A 367-nucleotide genomic window follows, 5' to 3' on the forward strand; every position below is an offset into this window, starting at 1 on the left:
TACTCCATACAATGTAATGGTAGCTTTAGCAAAATTATGTTCCCCCATCCATCCTGTAGAAACTGGAATTAGTGACAACCAAAATAACAAATGAAGATTTGCCCAAAGAATTTTACCATTTACTTTAGTAACACTTTGCAGCATGTGATGATGATTATTCCAGTATATGCCTACATAAACAAAACTCAATATGTAGCTTATAAATTTAGGGAAAAGGGATAGCAAATCGCTAAAATTTTCTCCTTCTGGAACTTTTATTTCCAGTATCATAATGGTAATTATGATAGCCAAAACTCCATCACTAAAAGCTTCAAGTCTATTTTTATTCATTTTAAAATTTATATTTTACCGTAATACATGGCTTTTA

Annotated in this window: 1 protein-coding gene; it reads right to left on the minus strand. The window is 30.5% G+C overall.

Features of this window, described 5'->3' with window-relative positions:
* The coding region (locus AZ46_RS19730) for a TMEM175 family protein (protein ID WP_029286709.1) at positions 1–330 on the minus strand (330 nt) is incomplete at its 3' end.
* Between the last annotated feature and the right edge of the window lie 37 nt (positions 331–367).

Origin of the sequence: Metabacillus indicus LMG 22858 (assembly GCF_000708755.2) — a bacterium.
Lineage (GTDB): Bacteria > Bacillota > Bacilli > Bacillales > Bacillaceae > Bacillus_P > Bacillus_P indicus.